Source organism: Tenacibaculum profundicola (assembly GCF_057220795.1).
In genome coordinates, this window is the sequence record NZ_CM170137.1 from 2415750 (window position 1) to 2439273 (window position 23524).

Below are 23524 nucleotides of genomic sequence, written 5' to 3' on the forward strand. Positions count from 1 at the left end.
AACTAAGTATTCATTGGTAGTTGTTGCATTCTTACCTGACATTATATTATTTCTGATGTTAATTTACCGACCACAATGGTTATGGTAAATGCCTATCTATTAGGTAAGATATAATTATGACTATAAAGAAATGGTTGAGTAATTTTACCTAAGAGTCGGTATAAAAAGTAACATATCTGTGTTTCTCTACGGTAACAAGCTTGTACTTACAAGTAGTCAGAACACAAAAAAGCTCGTCATTAGTTGACGAGCTTTTTTACATTTATATGGTTCCGTAATTAATCGATCTGGGAAATACGCAACGTATTCACCATTCCTTTTTCTTTAACGGGCATTGATGATAAATTAATCATAAAATCGCCCATTTTAACGAATCCTTTTTCTTTAGCTATCTCGTTAATATCTTCAATAGTATCGTCTGTACTCAAATCTCTATCGTAATGATAAGCTCTAACACCCCATAAAAGATTTAGTTTTCCTAAAATTCTTTTTTCAGATGAAAAAGCTAGCACATGTGCTCGTGGTCTCCAAGCAGAAATTTGAAAGGCAGTATATCCACTATTGGTCAATGTTGAAATTGCCGCTGCTTTTATATCATCTGCTATTAACGCCGCGTGGTGACATACAGATTTAGTAATAAATCGATTGGTACGAATATGAGGCGGTTCTTGAGGTACTTTAATTAGTTCAGAAAACTCAACACTTCTGATAATTTCAGTCATTTTCTTTATTACTCTAACAGGATGCTTTCCTACGGATGTTTCTCCAGATAACATTACCGCATCAGCACCATCCATGATAGAATTAGCTACATCATTTACTTCTGCTCTTGTCGGTACAGAATTTTCAATCATTGTCTCCATCATTTGAGTAGCAATAATAACAGGAATTCTAGCTTGCTTCGCTCTTCTTACCAAACTTTTTTGAATAAGCGGCACATCTTGCATAGGTACTTCCACCCCTAGGTCTCCACGTGCAACCATTAACCCGTCACAATACGGTATTAATGCATCGATGTTTTCAACGGCTTCTGGCTTCTCGATCTTAGCTATTACAGGAACTCTATATCGAGATTTTTGTTTTATCAAATCTCTTAGGATCCTCAGGTCTTCAGGAGTTCTCACAAACGACAACGCGATCCAATCAACCTCTTGCTCCAAAGCAAAAAACACGTCTTTTTTATCCTTATCGGTAAGTGCTGGCAACGATATTTTCGTATTCGGTAAATTAACGCCTTTCTTTGATTTCAAAAAGCCTCCAACAACCACTTTGGTTTCCACATTCTTAGCTCTATCGGTAGCAATTACTTCAAATAATAATTTACCATCATCTACTAGAATTTGCTCTCCAACATTAACATCTTTCGGAAAACGTTGATAAGTCATAAAGGCTTTCTCTTTATTCCCAGTACATTCATCAGTAGTGAATGTAAAGGTGTCTCCGGGCTTTAACTCTACATTGTCTTCCATTACACCTACTCGCAATTTAGGCCCTTGGAGATCGGCTAATATTGCAATATTAAAGCCTCTTTCTTCGTTTAGCTCTTTAATTTGTGAAATATGTTGTTTTACAATATCGTAATCAGCGTGTGAAAAGTTTATTCTAAAAACATTCACGCCTTCTGTAGCCATTTGCGCTAAAATTTCTTTGGTATTGGTAGCTGGCCCTAGCGTTGCTACAATTTTTGTCTTTTTGTTATTTGGCATAAGCTAAAAAATTAAAAAGTCTTTAGATTTTAAGCTATCAACTTCTATTTTATATGATGTTACTATTTGCGAAATTTGTTTGATTTCATTGATTGATTTCTCTAAAAAATCGCCTTCAAATCCTCCTTCTATTTTAATAAAATAATCTACTTTTTTCTTTTCCGAAACTAGATAATTTATTACTGTATTTTCAGCAAACAAACCTACTTCCTCAACTTTTCTTTTATTGCTACTAACGTTGCTAATTAAAAAACAACTACGCTCTGTATTAAAATATTCATACACAGAAAATGATGTTTTGACATCATGCCTGCTTTTAATATCCAAATTGTAATTTGCCTTTTCAAATAAGAACCCAAGCTTACTATTTAAGAGATATGCTAATTTATAATCACCTAACGTTGTATGTACCGCGATTAAAGCGTACTCACTGTTAGTAATATCATCAAAATCCAACTCATAAACAGGCATAAAACTTCTGTTAGTTTTTTGCTAAGTTAGTAAATGTACCTAAAAAATAATATGAAATTAACGAAAAGGTTTTCGATGAAGTGTTACGAGTTTTTCATTTTATCTTGCATCGTATAATAGACTCTCTTTGCAGCAATTTCTTCCGCTTTTTTCTTTGAAGTTGCACGCCCTTTTGCAATCATTCTTCCGTCTATACTGACTCTAACACTAAAGTGTTTTTTGCTTTGATTACCGGAGTCTTCATAAGAATCAAAACTATATTTCTTCTTATTCTTTTGACACCATTCTATAATGTACCCTTTATAACTAGAAATTTTACCTTCTAATCTTTCAATGTCAACATATGGTAATACGACTTGCTCATATATAAACTGATGGCAATAATTGTAGCCTCTATCTAAATAAATTGCGCCTATTAAGGCTTCAAAGATATTTCCATAGAGATTGATACTTATTTGATTATTAGCAATATTACTTTTTACAAATCTAATAAGGTCTAAATCTTTTCCAAGAGCATTTAAATGCTCTCTACTAACAACTTTAGATCTCATTTGTGTCAAATAGCCTTCATCACCTTTGGGTACTTTTTTATACAAATAAGACGCTATTACCGACCCTAAAATTGCGTCACCCAAAAACTCCAGACGTTCATAGTTAACTGGGTTACCATGGTTATCAATTAATTTTAGAGACCTATGTGTAAATGCCTTCTTGTAATGAGATAGCTTTATTGGTTTAAAATTAAGTAATTCCTTTAACTCGTAGTAAAAGTTTTCATCCTCTTTACTTTGGGGCTTAACTATTCTACGCAGGAAGTTCATACAAAATTAATCAAGTTTCTTAAAAGCAACACAAGCATTATGGCCACCAAACCCAAAGGTATTACTCATGGCTACCTTAACGGTTCTTTCTTGCGGTTTGTTCAAAGTAAGATTTAACTCAGGGTTTATCTTTTCGTCTACGTTTCTATGATTGATCGTTGGGGGGATAACTCCGCGCTCCATGGCTAAGATTGAAGCAATTGCCTCAATTGCACCAGCAGCACCCAATAAATGTCCCGTCATAGATTTCGTTGAGTTGATACTAATATTCTTAGCATGATCTCCAAACACCTCTGTAATAGCTTTTAATTCGGCTACATCTCCTAATGGAGTCGAGGTACCATGTGTATTGATGTGATCCACATCTTCAGGCTTTAAGCCTGCATTTTGCAAACAACTTTTCATTACAGCAATTACGCCTATCCCTTCAGGGTGCGGTGCTGTCATATGATGAGCGTCAGAAGACAAGCCTCCTCCAACTACTTCAGCGTAGATTTTTGCTCCTCTAGCTTTCGCATGTTCGTATTCTTCTAATACAATAGCGCCTGCTCCTTCCCCTAAAACAAATCCATCACGTTCAGCGTCAAAAGGTCTTGATGCCGTTTCTGGAGTTTCATTTCTAGTTGATAAGGCATGCATTGCATTAAAACCACCCATTCCTGCAATAGTAACGGCAGCTTCACTACCCCCTGTAACTACCACATCACAATGACCAAGTCTTATGTAATTTAAAGCATCTATCATGGCATTCGCAGAAGAGGCGCATGCAGATACGGTGGTATAGTTAGGCCCCATAAATCCATTTTTAATGGAAATGTTTCCAGGAGCAATATCAGCAATCATTTTAGGGATAAAGAAAGGATTGAATTTAGGTGTTCCATCTCCTTTAGCAAAATTCAGCACCTCGTCTTGAAAAGTCTCTAAACCGCCTATTCCTGCACCCCATATAACGCCGACTCTTAATTTGTCAACGATATCAAGATTTAAGTTAGCATCAGCAATTGCTTCGTCAGAAGCGACCATTGCATACTGTGTAAACCTATCCATCCTACGTGATTCTTTCCTATGGATGAAATCATTCACGTTAAAGTTTTTTAACTCACATGCGAAACGAGTTTTGAACTTGGCAGCATCAAAATATGTTATAGGTGCCGCTCCGCTAACTCCGTTAACTAAGCTATTCCAATACTCTTCTTTATTGTTTCCTATTGGCGTTAATGCGCCAAGTCCAGTTACTACAACTCGTTTTAATTGCATATAATTCTTATTTTTTTGCGTCCTCTATATAGCTAATCGCTTGACCTACCGTCCCGATATTTTCAGCTTGATCGTCTGGAATTTGGATATCAAATTCTTTTTCGAATTCCATAATTAACTCAACGGTATCTAATGAATCAGCTCCTAAATCGTTTGTGAAGCTTGCTTCGTTAGTTACCTCGTTATCGTCTACTCCTAATTTATCTACGATAATCGCTTTTACTCTTGATGCAATGTCTGACATAATTTTATAAGTTTTAAAATTTAAAATCGGGGCAAAAATACAAATCTTAAGTTTTAATTCTAATTTTTGCAGAAAAATGTGGTGTCTAAAATAAAAAAAATACTTGAATCTTTAATGATAACAGTCTTCATTGTTAATAATTATTCTTTTTTTTGCAGTCAAAACTCATCTAAATCAGAATGAAACGCATTGTAATCTTTGCTTCGGGTTCGGGTACGAATGCCGAAAACATCATTAACTATTTTCAAAATTCAGAATCAATAACCATTACGCACGTTCTATCCAACAATCATAACGCCAAGGTTTTTGATCGTTGTGAGCGTTTAAATGTTGATTGTTCATTATTTGACAGAGAAAGCTTTGCAAAAAACGACACTGTTTTGAGCTTTTTGCAAATCGAGGCTGATTTTATTGTTTTAGCTGGCTTTTTATGGAAAATACCTTCGGAAATTGTAAAAGCTTTTCCTAATAAAATAATTAATATACATCCGGCTCTATTACCTAAATACGGTGGAAAAGGAATGTATGGCATGAATGTTCATAAAGCTGTCAAAGAAAACAACGACATTGAAACAGGTATTACGATACATTTTGTAAATGAGAATTATGATGAAGGCGCCATTATTTTTCAGGCCAAAACAGCAATTACTCAAGAAGACACCCCAGAATCTATTGCTCAGAAAGTGCATGAATTAGAGTATCAGCATTTCCCTAAAATCATTGAAAATGAAATTTTAAAGAATGGCTAAAAAGAAAAAATATTATGTGGTTTGGAAGGGAAAGAAAACAGGAGTATTTTCCTCTTGGGCCGAATGCAAAAAACAAACAGAAGGCTATGAAGGAGCGCAGTATAAAGCCTTTATAGATAAAAACGAAGCAGAAAAAGCACTTCACAAGAGCTACCTTGATTATAAGGGTGTCGATACTAAAAAGAAAGTTTTATCTCCACGTGAAAAAGAGAAATACGGCACTCCAATTTTAGAAAGTATTTCTGTAGATGCTGCTTGCGCTGGTAACCCAGGAGTTATGGAATACAGAGGTGTTTTGACTCACAGTAAAAAAGAAATTTTTAAAATGGGGCCTTTTGAGAACGGAACAAATAATATAGGAGAATTTTTAGCCTTGGTTCACGGAATTGCTTTGCTGAAGAATAAAAAAAAGGAAGATATTCCTATTTATTCCGACTCTAAAATAGCTATCAATTGGGTAAAACTAAAACAATGTAAAACAAACATTGAATTCAATAATTCAAACAAACAGATACTGACCCTTATAAAAAGAGCTGAAAATTGGTTAAAAAACAATACCTTTCGTATTACTATATTGAAATGGGAAACTAAAGCCTGGGGTGAAATCCCAGCTGATTTTGGAAGAAAATAAAGCCAAGATTTAAACGTAAAACTCAGCTTTTTATAACTTATAGGCTATAAGTTCCTATTTAACGGCAATCTTAGTTTCTTCTTTCCAGTTTTGAACACTAGCAATTACATGGTTTTCATAATCGATCTCCTTCAATCCATCTTTTTGCCATAAAAACCACTTTCCTACTTTCTTATTAGATTCGTAATGTGCTATTGCTATTTTATTTCCATTTGCATCAAAAGAAACCCAGGTCCCTTCTAATTTCTTGTCCTTAAAAAAACCTTGCTCTTTAACATTACCATCTTCATAGTAATAGGTAACCTTTACCAAGTCTCCTGCCTTTTCGTAATTAGGCGCTATCTGCGCTTGTACCAGAGAAACTCCTAACATACAAGCTAAAACAACTATTTTTTTCATATCGTATACTTTAATAATTAACACTAATATCACAAATTTAAATAAAATTTCACACTTAGGCAACACTTAGATAACATTAATTTAACATTGAAAAGGTTATCAACCTGACTTACAGTTTTGTATATTACAGAATAATTCATAAAAAACCATATTATGGCCGTAATGAAAGTTATTGAAGTACTGGCAAATTCTGACCTAAGTTGGGAAGACGCCACCAAGAAAGCTATTAAACAAGCTTCCAAATCTGTTAAAAATATTAAATCGGCATTTGTGCAATCTCAAAGTGTCGTTATACATAACGATGAGGTTACCGAATTTAGGGTTAATTTAAAGATAACCTTTGAAGTTAAGTAGTTCTTTTTTACAAACACACTTTTATTAAGCCCGACTGTCAAGACACATTAATTACGCTTTAATCAAGTCAGAATCTGGGTTTGGAATTTTTGTGAAAATTCAAAAATATCATCGTTTTTTTTCAGGAGTAGCAACGAAGTCTTTTAAATAAAAAGGTTCAAAATAAGCAACATTTTCAAATTCACTTTTATCGAACTTTTGATAGCTTAACATGGCCATTTCTTTAGAAGAAGGGAATTTTGCGTCTATAAACACCGCATTGTTATGCGTTATGAAATCTTTACATTTTTCTGCTCCATCACCAATAAAGTATACCTTACCCTCCTCTAACAAACCTTTAAACGACTCTTCATCAATGATTTCAGCCTTTATATTTCTAGTTTGTGCATATTCTTTATCATATACAGCTGCATAAACCTCCATTCTTCTAGCATCTAACATCGGTACAATATATCCTTCTTCAATAATGGCGTTCATTGCTAATGCTTTTAAAGTTTCTGTAGAAATAAGCGGAACATCAAAAGAAAAACATAGTCCTTTAGCAGCAGAAACCCCTATACGTAAACCCGTATAAGAACCGGGTCCTTTACTAACAGCAATTGCATTGATTTCGTCTCCTGAAATCCCAGACTCTTTTAACACCTCATTTATAAAAGGATGTAGTTTTTCAGCATGGGAATAGTTTCCATCATTAAGTTCTTTACAGGCAAGTATGACTCCTTCTTTAGCAATACTTACTGAACAATTTTTGGTTGCTGTTTCTATGTTTAAAATGATTGCCACTGGTTTTTTTTGGCAAAGATACATTATAATAAAAAAACCTCACCCAAACGGTAAGGTTTATGAAGAACTATAAATTATCCCCTAAATTAATCTACAATTGATTCTCCAAAATAGAATTTTAAAACTTTGGTCTTAAAGACATAATCATATTTCGCTCTAATCATTGCTCCTTGAGCATTTACTAATCGATTTCTCACCTGATCAAAATCGAACTGAGTCATAGAACCATAGTCATAGCTTACTTGCGCATTTTTAAACGATTCCTTTTGTGCTACTAACGACACTTCAGATGCTTCATACGTTTTAGCTGCTGCCTTAGCATCTAAAAATGCTTGTTCAATTTCTTGTTGTAATTGTAATTTTTGATTTTCTAATAAGAATTCTGCAATTTCTTTATTAATTACCGATTTAGCGACTCTATTCTTAGTTTGAAACCCTGAAAATATAGGTATGTTAATACTAAGTCCTAGTCCGTAACCAAAATTATCATTCAATTGATCAATAAATTCTAGGTTCAAAGAAGACTTCAAATTATACCCATACCTAGTTGCTGCATTTGCCGAAGCATACACTGTAGGATAAAATGCACTTTTTGAAATTTCAATTGATATGTCAGCATTTTCTATATCTAATTTAGATTTGCTAATTTCAGGCCTATTCGTTAACGCCTTTTGGTATACTTCATTAGAACTACTATAAAGTAACGCAAAAGAAGGTGAATCTATATTAATAACAGCTACCTCTAAATTATCAACACTTATTTGTAATAACTGCGCCAATTGCAATAAAGCTAGGTTTAAGGTGTTTTCTTGTATAATCAATTTTTGCATATCATCAGCCGCCGTTGATTGAGCATTGAGTAAATCTCCTTTCGGAATAGCGCCTGCCTTAAACTGGGTATCCGCTCTATCAATTTGATTTTTACTAATTTCAGCTTGTGTTTTAGCTACCGTTAAGTTTTCTTTAGCAAATAATACATTTAAATATGTGTTTACTACATTTAAAGAAATATCATTTTCCAATTTCTCTAAATCCAACTGACTTCCCTTAACATCAAGTATAGCTTGCTTCTTAGTATATAAATTTCTAAATCCATTAAACACATTTACCCCTGCTCCTAAACTTAATGAACCTCCAAATGTACTCGTAGAAACCCTATCATTACTAACTGGATCGAAATTAGTACCAAAATTTAAGTTTCCACTTGTTGAACCACTTAAAGTCGGCAAAAAATTCCCTTTGGCAATCTCAACATCCTTTTTAGCAAGCTCAACATTCAACCTGTTTTGTTTTACTGTAATATTATTTTTTAGTGCATAATCCACACACTCTTTCAAAGTCCACTTCTTTTGTGAAAAAGTTCCTAACGCTGTAAATAACCCTACGAGTACTATAATTTTAGTTTTCAAGACGTATATTTTTTATATTCAATTAGTTTTTTGCAATTGATATTCCAATTGACAAACAAAACATAAATGCCTGCAAATAAAACAGTTGTGTTTTGTCGTTTTTAAAAATTGTTGAAAAACGAACATAAATTTGTTTGATTACGAACAGTTATTTTTCACAATTCACGTATATATGACGACTAGAAATAAAATATGTTACAAGAAATTTTACTGATATACTATTAATTTGTTTTACCCTTCTTTTTATGGCGGTAAATAAAGTAAAATAATACGCCCACTAGGATATACGGAAACACCATTAAATACGTAATCCCATTATTAACGCCCTCTGCCATCGTTTCATTACCTCCTTCAACTACAGCCTTACACATAGCGCATTGAGAAAAAGAGGTTTTCTCTATGAATAAGACAGGCAACATTAGTACCAATTTTTTAATAGACATAATAAGGTGATATCATTAAGTACACTACAACTCCGGTAATTGCCACATATAACCACATTGGAAATGTTATTTTGGCAATTTTTTTATGTTCTTTAAATTTCCCTAACCTTGCTCTCATAAAACTAATTAATACAAATGGTATAATTATTATAGAAAGTAAGATATGGGTAACTAATATAAAGAAATACACATATTTTATAAATCCTTCTCCTCCAAATTTAGTCGAATCCGAAGTCATATGATACGCTACATACATTACTAAAAACAAGGCTGAACACACAATTGCTAGTGTATTTAATTGTTCATGTAATTTTCTGTTTCCTTTTTTTATTGCCACTACGGAAGCGATAAGTAAGACAGCGGTAACGCCATTTATGCTAGCATATATTGGTGGCAGAAAAGACAAGGGCTGTACATTTGGTATTTTAATACCAAAAAGTGCCGCAACAGCTAAAGGAATTACAATAGAAACTATTGTAATAAATCGTTTATATTTTTTTTCTTCGATGCTTGTATTACTCATTTAACAACAATTTAATATCTTGTTTTAATTCTTGTATTTGGTGTGTAAAACCTTGTTCTTTCAAGGCTCTATAGTACATAATTGCATTACCATGCTCATCATACCTCGATCGGATATACCCCTCTTTATCTACCAAGGCGAATAACCCTGAATGTTCAAACCCTCCATGGTCTCCATTTCCTTTTCCAGCGTATAGCTTAAAACCTTTATTAGATAATTCATACACAACTTCTTCAGATTTTCCTGTTAACATATGCCAGTTCTTGTGATTGATTCCATATCGTTGTGCATACTCCTTCAACTGTTTTGGGGTATCTATTTCTGGTGTAATAGAAAAAGATGCGATTCCAAAGTTAGGGTTTCCCATGAACTCATTTTGTAGTTCTACCATTCTTGTATTCATGATAGGGCATATAGTGGGACAGGTAGTAAAGAAAAACTCCACTACATACACTTTCCCTTCAAAATCACTATTGGTAATGGTTTGCTCATCCTGATTGACAAACTCGAAAGCAGGAACTTTATTAAATTTATGTAAATCCGCTTTTTTAAAATGCTTCACAATTTTCGGAACGGAATAAATTCCAAATAATAGCACAATAAAAGAAATCCCTACGTACGAATATTTATTTTTTTTCATTTGAAATGCTATTTTTTCTCCTGTCTTCACTTCTGTTCTTTTTCAATGCAAAACTGTATTCGGCCAACACCACTTTAATATCATCATGCATGTCATTTTTTAACTCTGCCACTGATTTCATATTATAACCCAGTAATTTCTTTCCTTCTAAACTTTTAATTGTTGACTCACCTCTTCTCAAGTTGGTTTCTTTGTCAATAATAAAAGCTTTCGAACAATGAAAATTCTCGTCTAGATTTTCTTTAGTTTGAAACCCTTCATATATAGCCTCTATTTCTTCTTCTGAACTAAAAATAAAATTCCATTTAACTAAGTTGGTATTTATCGCTAATCGTTTTTTTAGCTTTACTATCTCCTCTTCCTGACCTTTAGCAACGAGAACTATCAGTTGAAAATCTGCATAACCATAGAATTTTTTATACACTTTTTCATTTAAGTTAAAAATCTCTGCATCCGCTTTCTCAATATCATTACCAAGAAAAACTACGACCGAAACTTTTTGTTTAAACGAATATTTATTATTCACTAAAGAAACATCCAGAACGTTTTTAACAACTACGGGCAGTTTTCCAAAATTATGCGTTCCTAGTTGCAAAAAAATATAAAACAGCAAAGGCACTATAAAAAGTGCAAATAATACAATAAACTTTTGTTTTTTACTCATTATAGATATTGTTAGATACAAAAAAAGGTGGTTAACACCACCTTTTTTGTTTTATGTAATTACCATTTTACTAACGGTGCAAGTGTTTCAAATAAATACCCTCCTTCAATCAGCAGCAAGGTTACGAGGTAACAAATTAAGAATACTGCTGTCCAAACTACGGAGCGTCTAAGCCACGTCTTTTCTCCTTCCAAATGCATAAATGCCCAAGCTATATAATACGCCTTTACAATAGTTAGGATAATAAAAATCCAGTTTAAAAAACTAGTTCCTAAAAATTCATTTAGATATAATGATACTGGTTTGTAAATTCCTAATACAACCTCTACAGCTGTTATAACCGATAAGATTACTAAAACAATCCAGATTCTTTTTGTATTTGATTCGTGTGAATGACTTCCCATTTTTACAATATTTTGATATAATTATACTAAGTAGAAGAATGTGAATACAAATACCCAAACTAAATCTACAAAGTGCCAGTATAAACCTACTTTTTCTACCATTTCATAATGTCCTCTTCGCTCGTAAGTACCAAGAACAATATTAAAGAAAATAATAATATTAAACACAATTCCTGAGAATACGTGAAAACCGTGAAACCCAGTAATAAAGAAAAAGAAGTCGGCAAAAATTGGATTACCATATTCATTTTCTATTAAGTTAGCCCCCTCTACAACACGAGTAGCTTTTGCCAATTGCGCTAAACTCTCTTCTCTAGATAAAACTATTTTTTGCTTATTTTCTGGATTAATTCTTTCGGTTCTAATTAACAAAGACGGGTCTTTCTCAAAGGCTTCTTGAACCTGTGCAACAGAATACTGTGAAATCGTAGCCTCATTCTCAAACCACAGTCCGTTTTCTCTGACATGTTGCGTTCTTACATCCTGCCTTTCATTATGAACGAAATCTGCCAATGCTATTTGGTGGTACTTGTCACCGTCAGTTTTTTCAACAAACTGTAAAATATGATTGTCCGATGTTTTAACAGCACCATAAGAGCCATTGATAAACGTTTTCCACTCCCATGCTTGCGACCCAACGAAAATTAAACCAAAAATAATCGTTACAAACATATACACAGCTACCTTTTTCTGTTTCATTTGATGACCAGCGTCAACTGCTAACACCATCGTTACCGATGAAACGATTAAGATAAACGTCATAAATGCAACGTATATCATCGGGAAATTACCGTGAAAAAACGGGATATGTGTAAAAACCTCATCGGCAATTGGCCATGAGTCAATAAATTTAAAACGTGTTAAACCATACGCCGCTAAGAATCCGGAAAAGGTTAGAGCATCAGACAGTATGAAAAACCACATCATCATTTTACCATAACTAGCGCCAAATGGTTTCACACCACCTCCGCCCCAGGTTTCTTTTTTGTCAGAATTTACAGCAATATTTGCTTCCATAAATACTATTTAGTTAATTTTTGTTAAAACAGTCCGCCAAAATTACGCATTTTTCATCATCTAATAAAATAGAAAAAGAAAAATAGATAAATCCATAAAACATCTACAAAATGCCAAAAGATTGCACCGAGTTCAAAGCCAAGCATATCAGCGGATGAATACTTCTTTTTAAAATGATTATAAATAACAACTAATAACACGATAAGCCCTGCTAACAGGTGTAATACGTGCATAAATGTAATCCCTATTATAAAAGATGTAGACACAGTACTCTCAGGTCCTGTAAAATATAAGCCCACTCCTTCTAATTGTTTAAAGCCTACATATTGGTACCACACAAAACCAAAACCAAGCAACAATGTTACCACTAATAGCATAAATGATTGTGAAATATCGTCTTTTTTTAATGCTTTTTGTGATAAAAATAAGGTGATACTACTCAACACTATTAAAGCTGTACTTATATAAAAAGCCATGGGCAAGTCGAAAGTAACCCAATCTTCACGATTCATACTTACAACATACGCACTTGTTAATCCGGCAAAAAACATAACCATGCTTATCATCGCAACCCATAACATTGGTTTCGCCGATTTTCTTTTCGCTGCTTTTAATTCCTCCTCTACTCTTTGTGTTTGTTCGCTCATTAATGTAAAAATTTATCTACTACGTATATTATTGGCACTATTGTGATATAAAAAACACTCGCTAGCATTAATTTTCTAGCATCCGTGTTTTCTTCAGATTTGTATAATTTAAAAGCATATACCAACATAAGTACCCCTAAAAGGAAAATAATCACTGCTGTTAATGGATAGATATAAAACTTTCCGGTTACTTTTAAAACGGGTGCTATAGACATTAAAATCATCACACAGGTGTAAAATATTATCTGTACAATAGCCCCTCTGTCTTTTTTATCCATCGGAAGCATATGCAACCCTGCCTTATTGTATTCTTCAAACTGCAACCAACCGATTGCCCAGAAATGTGGAAATTGCCAAAAAAACTGAATCATAAATAAGAACCCCGCTTCGATACCAAAATTTCCAGTTGCAGCAACCCATCCTAACATAAAAGGGATAGCTCCTGGAATAGCGCCTACAAAAACAGCTAAAGGGGTTACCGATTTTAAAGGAGTGTAAGCACTCGTATATAAAAAAATTGAAATCGCTCCGAATAAGGCACATTTAGGATTTATGGAATACAAAATCGCAATGCCTGCAATCGTAAAGAAAGAAGCAATAATCATTGCTGTTGTTACCGACATTCTCCCAGAAGGTAAAGGGCGTGTCTTGGTTCGTTGCATAATTGCATCGATATCTTTTTCTATTACCTGATTAAAAGCATTTGACGCACCAACCATAAAATAACCTCCAATGGCTAATAATACAATTATAGTATAGTTAATCTCCTCAGCCCCTAATAAATACCCTGTAATTGATGTAAACACAACGCTTACTGACAAACCAACTTTTGTAAGCTGTTTAAAATCAGAAAACAGTGTTTTTATAGATCTTTTATGTTGTATTGTTGAAACAGCACTCACCTCTTTAGTAAAAATATTTTTGCAAAGATATTTCTTTCTTGTATAACCACCATATTTTTTAAAATTAATTGAAAAAAATAAAATTCTCCTTTGTATTTAAAAAAATCATGTTATATTTGCACCCGCATTCGTAATAATGCACGTTCTTTAAAATATTAATTGACTACGCGAAAGTAGCTCAGGGGTAGAGCATCACCTTGCCAAGGTGAGGGTCGCGGGTTCAAATCCCGTCTTTCGCTCGAATCCTTTTTTATAAAGAGGTATGCTGAAGTGGTGGAATTGGTAGACACGTTGGACTTAAAATCCAATGAGCCGTAATGCTCGTGCGGGTTCAAGTCCCGCCTTCAGTACCAAGAAACCTCACTTTTTAATAAGTGAGGTTTCATTTTAAAAGTAGTCAAAAAAATATATACCATGCTGAAGTGGTGGAATTGGTAGACACGTTGGACTTAAAATCCAATGGACTGTAATGTCCGTGCGGGTTCAAGTCCCGCCTTCAGTACAATAACCGTTGTTAATCTTTTGATTTTCAACGGTTTTTTGATTTTATGATAGTTTTTATCCCCACCATTTTTATTATCTTGTCAACCATTTGCTAACCATTTTTAAACAAGCCTCTTTTTTAGGATCATTCTCAAATGTTGTTGTTACGCAAAAATTTGCGTTAATCTGAATAGGAAGAACTCTACATTTCTCACTCCTCTAAACTGTGCTCTAAAGGCTTTTATTTTTGCATTAAAAGATTCTACTAATGCGTTTGTGCTTCGATTGTCAAAATCATTGAGTATTGATTGATAATTTAAACTTATAGAATTTGCTACTATATTGAAGGCTTTAAATTATGAGTTTTCTACTTCTTTAAACCAATTTGCTAATTTTGTATGAGCTATTTGTTTAGATATAGTTTTGTTATTAAACAAGTTTCTAAGCTTTTGGTAGATTCCATAAGCCTTTTTAATATCTGGGTGCTTTTCAAACAAAATTACTGCACTTTGTTGTTGTTTTTCAGTCCAATCTGCTTGTGTTTTATATAGAAGATAGCGACTTCTAGCTAATAATTGTTTTAAAGTATCTCCATTAGTAAAGGTTTCAGGCGTATATTATTCCCTTTCGCCTCTTTTATATCGTTATTTTCTTGTCGATAGCTTCCCAACGATGTTTTATACGAATATCTTGCAATGCATCTAGGGCTAATTTCTGTACATGGAATCTGTCTGTTACTTGTATAGCTTTAGGAAAATACCTCTTAACAATTAACTTCATTGAGTTATACGATTTACAGATAAATATTTCGTATTAAGGTATTGAATTATTTTAAGTTAGTTTAAGACATAAAACTTTAGCATAGCCAAGCTATGGTTAAGTTTTATAACGCAAAAATAGCTACAAAAGAAATAATAGATATGCGAAATATTTATTTATAAATCGTATTAGCCATATCTAAAGTGATTTCTTTGACTTTATTACGTTTAGCACTTGCTATTTTATAAAGATGATGGATTACTTGTTCAGCTTTAGTTCCAGCAATGATAGCTACAACAATTCCTGCTTTTCCTTTTGCTTTTTTATTAGTAATAATGGTGTAAAGTTCCGCCTTAGACAAGACTACTTCGTCAATAGAAAGTTGTCTTCCTATATTTTCAGGAAAAAGTAACCAATCTTTAGCGTGTGATTTTTCCTCCCATTGTTTAAAATCGCTTAAACAATCTTTAAACTGACGTTGTAATTTTTTACCATTAAGCCCATAAAAACTAGCATTAGTATGGCAATTACTTGCTTTGGTACTGACTAAATACTTTTAAAAAAGCAGCAAACTCAACGGTCATTCGAGTTCCCTGCGCTACTAAATCCCAATTTCTGTACACTACTTTTTGAGTCGTTTTATTGAGCCATCTCCTACGTTTGATATGAAGTAAAACTATTTTACCTCTCAAAGGAAAATCTTCCACTATTATTTCTTTATGAAAACCATGGGAAATGACTATATCCCTGGAAAACTCTTCTGGAATAGTCTTCTTTTCTTCAAAAGAAAGATGTAAGTCTTTTCCTTTTAACTCATGTTTTGTTAAATCAAAATGAGTAACTAATAATTCTGGTAGTATAAATTTTAAAACATCTGGTGATAAATCCAATTTTCTTTTTTTGCAAAAATCAACAATCTATTTCAATTCACACACAACAATTGTTCTTGATGCATTCTTTTTCTGTATTGTAGAATACATACAAAATAACGTTGTTTTTTAAGAGTAGTCACAGCTCAAAAAAACTTATTTTTTTTGCAGGTTAATTTACACCTATCTCTACAAACAGAAAGCGCTGTGTGTGATGTCATTTCTAAAAAATAAAAACCGACCGCTTACTCGATACTACGAATTAAATAACTAAAAAGCCCGAACTGCACGCACGTCATGATAGTCTAACTTGGAGTGGTAGTAGAAGTTTAAATTATTGTTGAAATAAACACGGTCAGCAGTGTGGCGACTGCTCTCCGTAGAACTCCAATAGCCGCTAGTACCAAAACTGGTACCGCCGTTTGCAATAGCTGTAGCATTTATTGTTGCACTTTTCGAGTACATTTCCTTTAACTCATCTTCTGATGGTAAGAACCAATCAGTATACCCATTTAATGATAACCCATCACACAAACTTGCGGCATAGGAACCTTCTCCTTGACTATTAATAATTTTCGTGGTATTTGATTGTCCGTTTCCGATTCCCGTGGCTGTGGCACCTGTAATCGTATTTGTATGTATCGTACCATCGTTCCATTTTATTCCTGTACTTTGATCGCTTACCGCGCATACTAACCCACCACCATTACCATCTAACCAAAATACAACGCCACCAGCTCTAAAATCGCCTATCGCTGGAGAAGTTCCACCGGTCCAAGTAGGAACGCCAGCAATCATTTGCAAGGTAGCTCCTTCATTTACTGTTGCCGGAATAGTTACCCAAGCACTGCCATTCCAATAGTTCATGTCTCCTGGGTTTCCACTTGTTGATAGTTCTATTTCGTTAGTTGGGTCTGCATCGGCATCATTAACTCCATCTTGCAACGATGAAAGGTTTATTGTTTGCGAACTACCACCTTCGATACCTATGGTTAAATTAGTTCCTGCAAGTACTGAACCAGAAATATTCTGATCATCTGTTCCTATCTTAGCGGTATTGGCAACTATTGCAGCTGACTGAGCTGTAGTTATTGTTGTTGTGTCTCCCGCTAATGCAGTTTCACCTGTGGTTCCTATAACCATAGAAGTCTTTGCCGTGTTGGCTGCAATTGCAGCTGACTGAGCTGTGCTAATTCCGGTCTTAGCAGTATTGGCAACTATTGCAGCTGATTGAGCTGTGCTAATTCCTGTCTTAGCGGTGTTGGCAACTATTGCAGCTGATTGTTCTGTAGTTATTGTTGTTGTGTCTCCTGCTAATGCAGTTTCACCTGTGGTTCCTATAACCATAGAAGTCTTTGCCGTGTTGGCTGCAATTGCAGCTGACTGAGCTGTGCTAATTCCGGTCTTAGCAGTATTGGCAACTATTGCAGCTGATTGTTCTGTGCTAATTCCTGTCTTAGCGGTGTTGGCAACTATTGCAGCTGACTGAGCTGTAGTTATTGTTGTTGTGTCTCCTGCTAATGCAGTTTCACCTGTGGTTCCTATAACCATAGAAGTCTTTGCCGTGTTGGCTGTAATTGCAGCTGATTGAGCTGTGCTAATTCCGGTCTTAGCGGTGTTGGCAACTATTGCAGCTGATTGAGCTGTGCTAATTCCAGTCTTAGCGGTGTTGGCAACTATTGCAGCTGATTGTTCTGTGCTAATTCCGGTCTTAGCAGTATTGGCAACTATTGCAGCTGATTGTTCTGTGCTAATTCCTGTCTTAGCGGTGTTGGCAACTATTGCAGCCGACTGAGCTGTAGTTATTGTTGTTGTGTCTCCTGCTAATGCAGTTTCACCTGTGGTTCCTATAACCATAGAAGTCTTTGCCGTGTTGGCTGTAATTGCAGCTGATTGAGCTGCGCTAATTCCAGTCTTAGCGGTGTTGGCAACTATTGCAGCTGATTGAGCTGTAGTTATTGTTGTTGTGTCTCCTGCTAATGCAGTTTCATCTGTGGTTCCTATAACCATAGAAGTCTTTGCCGTGTTGGCAACTATTGCAGCTGATTGAGCTGTGCTAATTCCAGTCTTAGCGGTGTTGGCAACTATTGCAGCTGATTGTTCTGTGCTAATTCCGGTCTTAGCAGTATTGGCAACTATTGCAGCTGATTGAGCTGTGCTAATTCCGGTCTTAGCGGTGTTAGCAACTATTGCAGCTGATTGTTCTGTGCTAATTCCTGTCTTAGCGGTGTTGGCAACTATTGCAGCTGATTGAGCTGTGCTAATTCCTGTCTTAGCGGTGTTAGCAACAACAGCAGTGTTGGCTGAAACCAAGACGTCGCTGTAATACTTGTTATTATCTCCTTCATTTATTGCATCCGTTGTTAATGTGATATTCCCATTGTCTTGTGTAATAAAGTTGACGGATGTGGTAAGACCATCATCACCTTTTTCACCTGCAGCTCCAGTATCTCCTTTTGGACCTTGAATACCTTGGGCTCCATCATCACCTTTCTCACCTTGAATACCTTGGACTCCATCATCACCTTTCTCACCTTGAATACCTTGGGCTCCAGTATCTCCTTTCTCACCTTGAATACCTTGGGCTCCATCATCACCTTTCTCACCTTGAATACCTTGGGCTCCATCATCACCTTTCTCACCTTGAATACCTTGGACTCCATCATCACCTTTCTCACCTTGAATACCTTGGGCTCCATCATCACCTTTCTCACCTTGAATACCTTGGGCTCCATCATCACCTTTCTCACCTTGAATACCTTGGACTCCATCATCACCTTTCTCACCTTGAATACCTTGGGCTCCATCATCACCTTTCTCACCTTGAATACCTTGGGCTCCATCATCACCTTTCTCACCTTTCTCACCTTGAATACCTTGGATTCCATCATCACCTTTCTCACCTTGAATACCTTGGACTCCATCATCACCTTTCTCACCTGCAGGTCCTTGAGGCCCTTGAGGTCCTGGTGTAGAACTTCCCGATGTTTTTGCATACATCGCATAGGGCACACTGAGCAATTGACTAGTACTTGTAATGGTATAATTGGTACCTCCTGTTGGGTCAGTTTCTATTTTTATAAAAGAGCTGTTCATACTCCAATCTATCGAAGCAAAGGATCCAAAAATCACCGTTCCTGTTCCAATCTCTAAACTTACCAATCCGTTTGTATTGGAAGTAGGGATTTGGGTTTCTTCATAGACCGCTGTACCATTTTGTAAAATACTTATTTGCATCCCAATCTCTTGGTTGGTTACTAGCGTATTGGTAGCATCTCTAATGACTGCTTGGTAGCTCATCTTTTCAGGAACTTGCGCAAAACTACTATACGATAGTAATAAAGCACCTAGTGTGCTAAGTAAGGAAGTACGAAGTGAATTTGTGAATTTCATAATAGTTAGTTTTTTATAATTTTGAAGGTTTTCAATTCTTTGTTGTTGCGTTGTACTCTTAATATGTAAACACCGTTGGGTAAGTTTTTCATTCCTATTTTCGTTTCAGAACTCAATACCGTTCCTCTATTTAAAAATTGACCCAATGTAGTATTCATTACATAGCTGAGACCTTTTAAATCGGCGTCTTTTAAGGCTAGTATAATATAATCTGTAGTTGGATTCGGGTAAGTAACCGCTTTGAGTGTTAATGCCGTATATTCAGGATTACTTAGCGTAACAATTTCGATACTCTGCTGTATGCCTTGATCTAAGGAACCAGATGCTGTCGTTAAATTTGTGTAGATAGTTTGACCTATAGTGTAAGTAATAGTACCTCCAAAACCTTGGGCGGTACCTCCAGAAACAGGAAGGGTCTCTTGAGCATGAATGGAGAATACAGCTAAAAATAGAATTCCTGATAAAATTATTTTATTCATAAGTTGGGGTTCATATTTAATTCAGCTAATGTTTCTGAAATATTTTTTGTCGTTTTGCTAAAGTGCTCGTAACATTAAACTTTTTAGCTAGTAAAAACACCTGTTTTTCATCCCCATTTAAATCCATTTACAAAAGAAATGCCAGATAGGTTCTGGGCTATCTTAAAAAGTATGTTTACTAGAGTTAAAAAAAATGTTTTTATCCACATCAAATTTAATTTATGCAATTACACAAAACAATAGGGTCCGGACCCTATTGTTTTGTATGTCCTTTTTTTGTAAAGCAACTTTTTTGTCTTTTTTTTATAAAAACACGCTATTATTGGGCTTATAATAATTTTAATGTTTTATGAAATGACTAAAAAATGACTTTTTGAAATTTATGCTAAAAAAACATATTTCCTAAAAACGTCAATTCATGATGTAATTCATCAGAAAAAAATTTATAAACCCCGAGAAATTAATGTCTGGTATGTGTTTTTGGAAAAAAATAGTTATAAAGTAGTATCTATACATTGAGATTTCTTTTTTTTATTATGAAAGCAGCAACATTTCAATAACTTCGGGGTTTACGTTATCAATTTTTTTTAATTTCTGAATCAACTTTAAATATCGTTTTGTTTTTTGTTGGTTTGTCCTTGTAAAATTTCTTAAAATGTTTGCCGTATAGTTCTTCATAGATTTTCTCTTTATCAAAGTAACTACCAAAAAATCTTTCTGTTTTACGCCATTTCTTGCTTTTGGTTTGAGCTGATTACATTCCAGTTTTTAGTGTGGTTCTATGTTGAAACCTACCCTTAATTAAATGTAACTCTGGACTCCCATCTAAAGATTGTTTTCTAAAAAATAACACCTCAATACAAATTCACTTTTAATAGGTACTTATTGTGCCAGTAGCAGTTACAAATACCCCAAATATCACTCTGCATCATTTTTATATTAATAGTAAAGATTTATTTAAATGTTAACTAAAAACAGATTCTGATATCTATATATTAACCACAATAATTATTAACCTATAAATTAAAGAATGAAGAAACAAAGTAAAAACACGTACAATCTCGAAGTATCTAAAATTGAAAAAGCCTTCAATAACTTCAAATCAGAATTGATATGCTTTCTGCAAAGACAATATTGTTGGGATGAACACGAAGCGCAAACTATTTATCACGATGCTTGTCTTCTTAGTTTACAAAAACTTAAAAAAGGGTCTATACAAGAGATTAACAAAGCATATCTGCTTAAAATTTGTAAAAATCTTGGGGCTAATCAATACCGTAAATGCTTAAAGGAAAAAAAACTATTCTTAGAATACTGGACCGAAACATCGAAAGCATACTTAGATTCTCTCTATGAAAGTTACGGAATTACTGTCTTTGAACCTGAAGAACACCTTGAAGCTCACGCCAGAAAAGCTCTAAGAGTCTTTAGTATGCTTGATGAGAAATGTCAACAGATAATTCAGCTAAAATATATAAAAGGTCATTCGCATAAAACCATTGCCAACCAGTCTTTACATATTAATACTGCCAATAGTGCTAAAACTACATTAAATCGCTGTTTAAAATATTGGAGAAACTTAAATAACAAAATTGCATCATGAATAAAACAACTAACACCAATAATTTAGCTCAAAAATTTCTGACACGCACACTAACTCAAGAAGAATTAACTGTATTTAAAAAAAAATGGAAGAAAAATTCAGAATTTGTAAAAGAAGTACAAGACTATGCTAATTTAATGATAGCACTCAAAACATTTGATAAATCAAATTGTATTAGCAAAAAGAGTTCTTTAAAAATTATTTCACCATACAGAATTCTCACACAGCCTATAATTGCAGCTGCAATAGTGTTAAGTCTTTTAACCACCTCTGCATATCTTGTAACAACAACTCCTTCAGCAGAAACTATTTTACAAAATAATATTATTGATTACAGATTATACCATATACGAGATAGTTTAATTAACACTAAAAACAAATTCGCTCAAGCCATACACCCCTATAACATTCAGCAAATATCAAAAGTTATAGATTTAATGAGACAAGTAAAAGACAAAAAAAATGACACCTATCTTTTTACATTGGCTGATATTTTCTTAAAAACAAACCAACCAGATAGTGCAATCTATGTATTACCAAAAAGGAAGCGTATATAATAACACCGACTCTTACACAAAATGGAATAACGCACTAGCATGGCAACAAAAAGGAAATTTTAAAATAGCCAAGGAAATACTATAACAAATGATATTAGCTAAAAAAACTCCTTATGATCAAAAAGCTAAAGTATTAAACACTCCTAGTTTTGGAATAAAAACCTTGATCTATTAGATATAAATCAAAAAAACACATTTAAACTTAAATTTATAAAATTAAAAATGAGTCATATAAATATTGAAACAAAAACAAATATAAATTGGTGGTATAGACTGATAATTGGTATTTCATTAAGCTTCTTCACTGCTATCAAACTGTATATTTCAAGATTAAAAAATTACGATTAACAGAGTCATAATTGACCCAAACATCATTATCTTACAAATAAGATAATGATGTTTGGGTCAACATAAATCATTTCAATATAGAGTACCTATGAATAAAATCCTTTTTATAACTCCTTCCTAAAAGTGCTTTTGTATTATCTTCAAGAATAATTAGATTATCATTATAATGCACTTCTTTTACTTTGTTCATGTTTACAATAAAATTTCGATGTGTACGAATAAATATAGGCGTAGGCAATCGCTTTTGAAGATCCATAAGAGTATGCTCTAATAAAAATGAGTTTTTATCTGCCATTATTTTTGAATACCTCCCTTCCACCTCTACATAGGTAATATCCCGGAAATGTATTTTATGAAATATTTTATTTTTTTTAATAAAAAAAGCATCATCTACAATATCACTTTGATTTTCAGTCCATTCTGAATTACTCATAGACTTTTCTAATACCAATTCAATAGCATACAAAATTTCAAGCTTATTAAAAGGTTTTAATAAAAAACTGAAAGGATGTTCAATTTTTGCTTTTTCAAAAATTTCTCTACTCACGTGACCTGTTAAAAAAATAAAAGGTTTCAGTGTGTTTTTATTTCTATTAATAATATTTGCAAATGTAATCCCATCAGGACATCCTTCTAAAAAAATGTCTACGATTACAACATCAATATCTTCTGTGTAATAAATAGCTATTGCTTCTTTAACATCTTTAGCAATGGCAATAACTTTAAAGTGATTTTCTTCTAAATAATTTTTTAGTGTTATAGATTCAAAATTATCATCATCTATAATTAGTACGTTAATTTTTTTCATACTCGAAGGGAATTATAATTTAATTTTAGTCTAGTCTAGTCTAGTCTAGTCTAGTCTAGTCTAGTCTAGTCTAGTAAATAGTAATATGTTTTAGATATACCTATGTCTGATATTGGAAAAACGTAAACACATTTTTTAAACTTTTTTTAAGAACAAAACAA

At 33.8% G+C, this 23524-nt stretch carries 27 protein-coding genes, 3 tRNA genes and 1 pseudogene; 8 read left to right on the forward strand and 23 right to left on the reverse strand.

Features of this window, described 5'->3' with window-relative positions:
* Positions 1 to 278: 278 nt before the first annotated feature.
* The 5 genes from pyk to AC2TDS_RS10340 all read right to left on the reverse strand — a co-directional run bounded on the left by pyk (position 279) and on the right by AC2TDS_RS10340 (position 4499).
* Entirely contained in the window at positions 279 to 1706 is a 1428-nt protein-coding gene (gene pyk / locus AC2TDS_RS10320; protein ID WP_484735509.1) for a pyruvate kinase, read from the reverse strand.
* Between the two features lie 3 nt (positions 1707 to 1709).
* Positions 1710 to 2177 (reverse strand): IPExxxVDY family protein, encoded by a 468-nt coding sequence (locus AC2TDS_RS10325; protein WP_484735510.1) that lies wholly within the window; start codon positions 2175 to 2177, stop codon positions 1710 to 1712.
* An 83-nt stretch (positions 2178 to 2260) separates the two neighbouring features.
* Positions 2261 to 2998 carry a ribonuclease III gene (gene rnc, locus AC2TDS_RS10330; protein WP_484735511.1) on the reverse strand — a complete coding sequence of 246 codons (738 nt, stop codon included), beginning with the start codon at positions 2996 to 2998 and terminating at the stop codon, positions 2261 to 2263.
* 6 nt (positions 2999 to 3004) lie between these two features.
* Complete coding sequence (fabF, locus tag AC2TDS_RS10335) at positions 3005 to 4255, reverse strand: beta-ketoacyl-ACP synthase II (RefSeq protein WP_484735512.1); 1251 nt, start codon at positions 4253 to 4255, stop codon at positions 3005 to 3007.
* A gap of 7 nt (positions 4256 to 4262) precedes the next feature.
* Positions 4263 to 4499, reverse strand: coding sequence for an acyl carrier protein (locus tag AC2TDS_RS10340; RefSeq protein WP_028891431.1), 237 nt, complete (start codon positions 4497 to 4499; stop codon positions 4263 to 4265).
* Positions 4500 to 4678: 179 nt separating this feature from the next.
* Between AC2TDS_RS10340 and purN the strand changes: the two genes are divergently transcribed.
* Together purN and AC2TDS_RS10350 are read left to right on the forward strand one after the other, a co-directional pair.
* A complete protein-coding gene (gene purN / locus AC2TDS_RS10345) occupies positions 4679 to 5248 on the forward strand; it encodes a phosphoribosylglycinamide formyltransferase (RefSeq protein ID WP_484735513.1) in 570 nt (189 codons plus the stop codon).
* On the forward strand, positions 5241 to 5879 hold the full coding sequence (locus AC2TDS_RS10350) for a ribonuclease H1 domain-containing protein (RefSeq protein WP_484735514.1): 639 nt from the start codon (positions 5241 to 5243) through the stop codon (positions 5877 to 5879). The genes purN and AC2TDS_RS10350 overlap by 8 nt, the downstream gene beginning before the upstream one ends.
* A 54-nt stretch (positions 5880 to 5933) precedes the next feature.
* On the opposite strand, the gene AC2TDS_RS10355 is transcribed toward AC2TDS_RS10350, so the two are convergent.
* Positions 5934 to 6278, reverse strand: a complete 345-nt coding sequence (locus AC2TDS_RS10355; RefSeq protein WP_484735515.1) for a toxin-antitoxin system YwqK family antitoxin — start codon at positions 6276 to 6278, stop codon at positions 5934 to 5936.
* Between the two features lie 153 nt (positions 6279 to 6431).
* On the opposite strand from AC2TDS_RS10355, the gene AC2TDS_RS10360 reads away from it, so the two are divergent.
* The gene (locus AC2TDS_RS10360; RefSeq protein WP_484735516.1) at positions 6432 to 6632 is read left to right on the forward strand and encodes a dodecin family protein; all 201 of its coding nucleotides are present in this window, start codon (positions 6432 to 6434) and stop codon (positions 6630 to 6632) included.
* Positions 6633 to 6740: 108 nt separating this feature from the next.
* Here AC2TDS_RS10360 and tsaB read toward each other — a convergent pair whose 3' ends face one another.
* The 10 genes from tsaB to cyoE form a co-directional block, all read right to left on the reverse strand.
* Positions 6741 to 7415 (reverse strand): tRNA (adenosine(37)-N6)-threonylcarbamoyltransferase complex dimerization subunit type 1 TsaB, encoded by a 675-nt coding sequence (gene tsaB, locus AC2TDS_RS10365; protein ID WP_484735517.1) that lies wholly within the window; start codon positions 7413 to 7415, stop codon positions 6741 to 6743.
* An 86-nt stretch (positions 7416 to 7501) separates the two neighbouring features.
* Positions 7502 to 8824, reverse strand: coding sequence for a TolC family protein (locus AC2TDS_RS10370; protein WP_484735518.1), 1323 nt, complete (start codon positions 8822 to 8824; stop codon positions 7502 to 7504).
* Between the two features lie 221 nt (positions 8825 to 9045).
* Complete coding sequence (locus AC2TDS_RS18620; protein WP_527252186.1) at positions 9046 to 9267, reverse strand: CAMCR motif-containing small membrane protein; 222 nt, start codon at positions 9265 to 9267, stop codon at positions 9046 to 9048.
* Positions 9257 to 9790, reverse strand: coding sequence for a DUF420 domain-containing protein (locus AC2TDS_RS10375; RefSeq protein ID WP_484735519.1), 534 nt, complete (start codon positions 9788 to 9790; stop codon positions 9257 to 9259). The genes AC2TDS_RS18620 and AC2TDS_RS10375 overlap by 11 nt, the downstream gene beginning before the upstream one ends.
* Positions 9783 to 10430, reverse strand: a complete 648-nt coding sequence (locus tag AC2TDS_RS10380) for an SCO family protein (RefSeq protein ID WP_484735520.1) — start codon at positions 10428 to 10430, stop codon at positions 9783 to 9785. The genes AC2TDS_RS10375 and AC2TDS_RS10380 overlap by 8 nt, the downstream gene beginning before the upstream one ends.
* On the reverse strand, positions 10417 to 11094 hold the full coding sequence (locus AC2TDS_RS10385) for a hypothetical protein (RefSeq protein WP_484735521.1): 678 nt from the start codon (positions 11092 to 11094) through the stop codon (positions 10417 to 10419). The genes AC2TDS_RS10380 and AC2TDS_RS10385 overlap by 14 nt, the downstream gene beginning before the upstream one ends.
* Positions 11095 to 11153: 59 nt before the next feature.
* Positions 11154 to 11498: a cytochrome C oxidase subunit IV family protein gene (locus tag AC2TDS_RS10390; protein ID WP_484735522.1), complete on the reverse strand. Its 345-nt coding sequence runs from the start codon at positions 11496 to 11498 to the stop codon at positions 11154 to 11156.
* Between the two features lie 21 nt (positions 11499 to 11519).
* Positions 11520 to 12515: a cytochrome c oxidase subunit 3 gene (locus AC2TDS_RS10395; protein WP_484735523.1), complete on the reverse strand. Its 996-nt coding sequence runs from the start codon at positions 12513 to 12515 to the stop codon at positions 11520 to 11522.
* A 56-nt stretch (positions 12516 to 12571) separates the two neighbouring features.
* Positions 12572 to 13162, reverse strand: coding sequence for a cytochrome c oxidase subunit 3 (locus AC2TDS_RS10400; RefSeq protein WP_484735524.1), 591 nt, complete (start codon positions 13160 to 13162; stop codon positions 12572 to 12574).
* Positions 13162 to 14064 (reverse strand): heme o synthase, encoded by a 903-nt coding sequence (cyoE, locus tag AC2TDS_RS10405; RefSeq protein WP_484735525.1) that lies wholly within the window; start codon positions 14062 to 14064, stop codon positions 13162 to 13164. Before cyoE ends, AC2TDS_RS10400 begins: the two co-directional genes overlap by 1 nt.
* Before the next feature lie 167 nt (positions 14065 to 14231).
* Between cyoE and AC2TDS_RS10410 the strand changes: the two genes are divergently transcribed.
* The 3 genes from AC2TDS_RS10410 (at position 14232) to AC2TDS_RS10420 (ending at position 14566) form a co-directional block, all read left to right on the forward strand.
* A tRNA-Gly gene (locus AC2TDS_RS10410) sits at positions 14232 to 14303 on the forward strand.
* A 25-nt stretch (positions 14304 to 14328) separates the two neighbouring features.
* Positions 14329 to 14417: transfer RNA gene (locus AC2TDS_RS10415), tRNA-Leu, on the forward strand.
* Positions 14418 to 14480: 63 nt separating this feature from the next.
* Positions 14481 to 14566, forward strand: a tRNA-Leu gene (locus AC2TDS_RS10420).
* 145 nt (positions 14567 to 14711) lie between these two features.
* Here the strand turns inward: AC2TDS_RS10420 and AC2TDS_RS10425 are convergent.
* From AC2TDS_RS10425 to AC2TDS_RS10450, 6 genes and pseudogenes are all read right to left on the reverse strand, one after another.
* Positions 14712 to 15074 (reverse strand): annotated as a pseudogene (locus AC2TDS_RS10425) (ISL3 family transposase); the annotation flags it as partial.
* A 109-nt stretch (positions 15075 to 15183) separates the two neighbouring features.
* Entirely contained in the window at positions 15184 to 15327 is a 144-nt protein-coding gene (locus tag AC2TDS_RS10430) for a transposase (protein WP_484735526.1), read from the reverse strand.
* Between the two features lie 151 nt (positions 15328 to 15478).
* A complete protein-coding gene (locus AC2TDS_RS10435; RefSeq protein WP_484738935.1) occupies positions 15479 to 15700 on the reverse strand; it encodes a transposase in 222 nt (73 codons plus the stop codon).
* Positions 15701 to 15833: 133 nt separating this feature from the next.
* A complete protein-coding gene (locus AC2TDS_RS10440) occupies positions 15834 to 16196 on the reverse strand; it encodes an ISAon1 family transposase N-terminal region protein (protein ID WP_484735527.1) in 363 nt (120 codons plus the stop codon).
* 249 nt (positions 16197 to 16445) lie between these two features.
* Positions 16446 to 19568: an Lcl domain-containing protein gene (locus AC2TDS_RS10445; RefSeq protein WP_484735528.1), complete on the reverse strand. Its 3123-nt coding sequence runs from the start codon at positions 19566 to 19568 to the stop codon at positions 16446 to 16448.
* A gap of 5 nt (positions 19569 to 19573) precedes the next feature.
* Positions 19574 to 20047, reverse strand: a complete 474-nt coding sequence (locus tag AC2TDS_RS10450) for a T9SS type A sorting domain-containing protein (protein WP_484735529.1) — start codon at positions 20045 to 20047, stop codon at positions 19574 to 19576.
* A 1030-nt stretch (positions 20048 to 21077) separates the two neighbouring features.
* Between AC2TDS_RS10450 and AC2TDS_RS10455 the strand changes: the two genes are divergently transcribed.
* Together AC2TDS_RS10455 and AC2TDS_RS10460 are read left to right on the forward strand one after the other, a co-directional pair.
* Positions 21078 to 21650, forward strand: coding sequence for an RNA polymerase sigma factor (locus tag AC2TDS_RS10455; RefSeq protein ID WP_484735530.1), 573 nt, complete (start codon positions 21078 to 21080; stop codon positions 21648 to 21650).
* A complete protein-coding gene (locus AC2TDS_RS10460; RefSeq protein WP_484735531.1) occupies positions 21647 to 22207 on the forward strand; it encodes a hypothetical protein in 561 nt (186 codons plus the stop codon). The genes AC2TDS_RS10455 and AC2TDS_RS10460 overlap by 4 nt, the downstream gene beginning before the upstream one ends.
* A 415-nt stretch (positions 22208 to 22622) precedes the next feature.
* Here the strand turns inward: AC2TDS_RS10460 and AC2TDS_RS10465 are convergent, their stop codons facing one another.
* A complete protein-coding gene (locus AC2TDS_RS10465; protein WP_484735532.1) occupies positions 22623 to 23363 on the reverse strand; it encodes a LytR/AlgR family response regulator transcription factor in 741 nt (246 codons plus the stop codon).
* Positions 23364 to 23524: the final 161 nt, after the last annotated feature.

Excerpts from the sequence above, each read along its gene's own strand:
- pyk (WP_484735509.1), bottom strand. The coding sequence starts at position 1,706 with ATGCCAAATAACAAAAAGACAAAAATTGTAGCAACGCTAGGGCCAGCT.
- AC2TDS_RS10460 (WP_484735531.1), top strand. The coding sequence starts at position 21,647 with ATGAATAAAACAACTAACACCAATAATTTAGCTCAAAAATTTCTGACA.
- AC2TDS_RS10360 (WP_484735516.1), top strand. The coding sequence starts at position 6,432 with ATGGCCGTAATGAAAGTTATTGAAGTACTGGCAAATTCTGACCTAAGT.
- AC2TDS_RS10465 (WP_484735532.1), bottom strand. The coding sequence starts at position 23,363 with ATGAAAAAAATTAACGTACTAATTATAGATGATGATAATTTTGAATCT.
- AC2TDS_RS10455 (WP_484735530.1), top strand. The coding sequence starts at position 21,078 with ATGAAGAAACAAAGTAAAAACACGTACAATCTCGAAGTATCTAAAATT.
- AC2TDS_RS10325 (WP_484735510.1), bottom strand. The coding sequence starts at position 2,177 with ATGCCTGTTTATGAGTTGGATTTTGATGATATTACTAACAGTGAGTAC.
- AC2TDS_RS10385 (WP_484735521.1), bottom strand. The coding sequence starts at position 11,094 with ATGAGTAAAAAACAAAAGTTTATTGTATTATTTGCACTTTTTATAGTG.
- AC2TDS_RS10390 (WP_484735522.1), bottom strand. The coding sequence starts at position 11,498 with ATGGGAAGTCATTCACACGAATCAAATACAAAAAGAATCTGGATTGTT.
- AC2TDS_RS10350 (WP_484735514.1), top strand. The coding sequence starts at position 5,241 with ATGGCTAAAAAGAAAAAATATTATGTGGTTTGGAAGGGAAAGAAAACA.
- AC2TDS_RS10430 (WP_484735526.1), bottom strand. The coding sequence starts at position 15,327 with ATGAAGTTAATTGTTAAGAGGTATTTTCCTAAAGCTATACAAGTAACA.
- fabF (WP_484735512.1), bottom strand. The coding sequence starts at position 4,255 with ATGCAATTAAAACGAGTTGTAGTAACTGGACTTGGCGCATTAACGCCA.
- AC2TDS_RS10380 (WP_484735520.1), bottom strand. The coding sequence starts at position 10,430 with ATGAAAAAAAATAAATATTCGTACGTAGGGATTTCTTTTATTGTGCTA.
- rnc (WP_484735511.1), bottom strand. The coding sequence starts at position 2,998 with ATGAACTTCCTGCGTAGAATAGTTAAGCCCCAAAGTAAAGAGGATGAA.
- AC2TDS_RS10355 (WP_484735515.1), bottom strand. The coding sequence starts at position 6,278 with ATGAAAAAAATAGTTGTTTTAGCTTGTATGTTAGGAGTTTCTCTGGTA.
- AC2TDS_RS10445 (WP_484735528.1), bottom strand. The coding sequence starts at position 19,568 with ATGAAATTCACAAATTCACTTCGTACTTCCTTACTTAGCACACTAGGT.
- AC2TDS_RS10400 (WP_484735524.1), bottom strand. The coding sequence starts at position 13,162 with ATGAGCGAACAAACACAAAGAGTAGAGGAGGAATTAAAAGCAGCGAAA.
- AC2TDS_RS10375 (WP_484735519.1), bottom strand. The coding sequence starts at position 9,790 with ATGAGTAATACAAGCATCGAAGAAAAAAAATATAAACGATTTATTACA.
- purN (WP_484735513.1), top strand. The coding sequence starts at position 4,679 with ATGAAACGCATTGTAATCTTTGCTTCGGGTTCGGGTACGAATGCCGAA.
- AC2TDS_RS10340 (WP_028891431.1), bottom strand. The coding sequence starts at position 4,499 with ATGTCAGACATTGCATCAAGAGTAAAAGCGATTATCGTAGATAAATTA.
- AC2TDS_RS10395 (WP_484735523.1), bottom strand. The coding sequence starts at position 12,515 with ATGGAAGCAAATATTGCTGTAAATTCTGACAAAAAAGAAACCTGGGGC.
- AC2TDS_RS18620 (WP_527252186.1), bottom strand. The coding sequence starts at position 9,267 with ATGTCTATTAAAAAATTGGTACTAATGTTGCCTGTCTTATTCATAGAG.
- AC2TDS_RS10450 (WP_484735529.1), bottom strand. The coding sequence starts at position 20,047 with ATGAATAAAATAATTTTATCAGGAATTCTATTTTTAGCTGTATTCTCC.